This is a genomic window from Microbacterium sp. Leaf203 (genome assembly GCF_001421275.1).
GTDB lineage: Bacteria > Actinomycetota > Actinomycetes > Actinomycetales > Microbacteriaceae > Microbacterium > Microbacterium testaceum_A.
Map to the genome: position 1 here is coordinate 1 of NZ_LMKF01000016.1, position 225 is coordinate 225.

General features: G+C 70.2%; 1 protein-coding gene. It reads right to left on the reverse strand.

Going from position 1 to position 225, the window contains the following annotated elements; translation table 11 throughout:
- Positions 1 to 18: 18 nt before the first annotated feature.
- Positions 19 to 225, reverse strand: a 207-nt coding sequence (locus ASE56_RS17420; protein WP_200914074.1) for an SDR family oxidoreductase, incomplete at its 5' end; no start/stop codon positions are given.

Consider the following 225-nt stretch of genomic DNA (forward strand, 5'->3'; position numbering starts at 1 on the left):
CCGACAGGCAGCGTCTTGTCATGCCGCCGCGCCGGGCAGGACGCCAGGCGCATCGCCTATGGTCCAGCCGCCATCGACGGGAATGTCGGCGCCGGTGACGTAGCGGGCGGCGTCGCTGCACAGGAATACGAAGGCGCCGACAAGATCGTCGGCCTGACCGTGGCGGCCGGCGGGGATCTTTGCCGCGACCGCCTCGCGGAATGAACCATCGCGATAGCGCTCGGC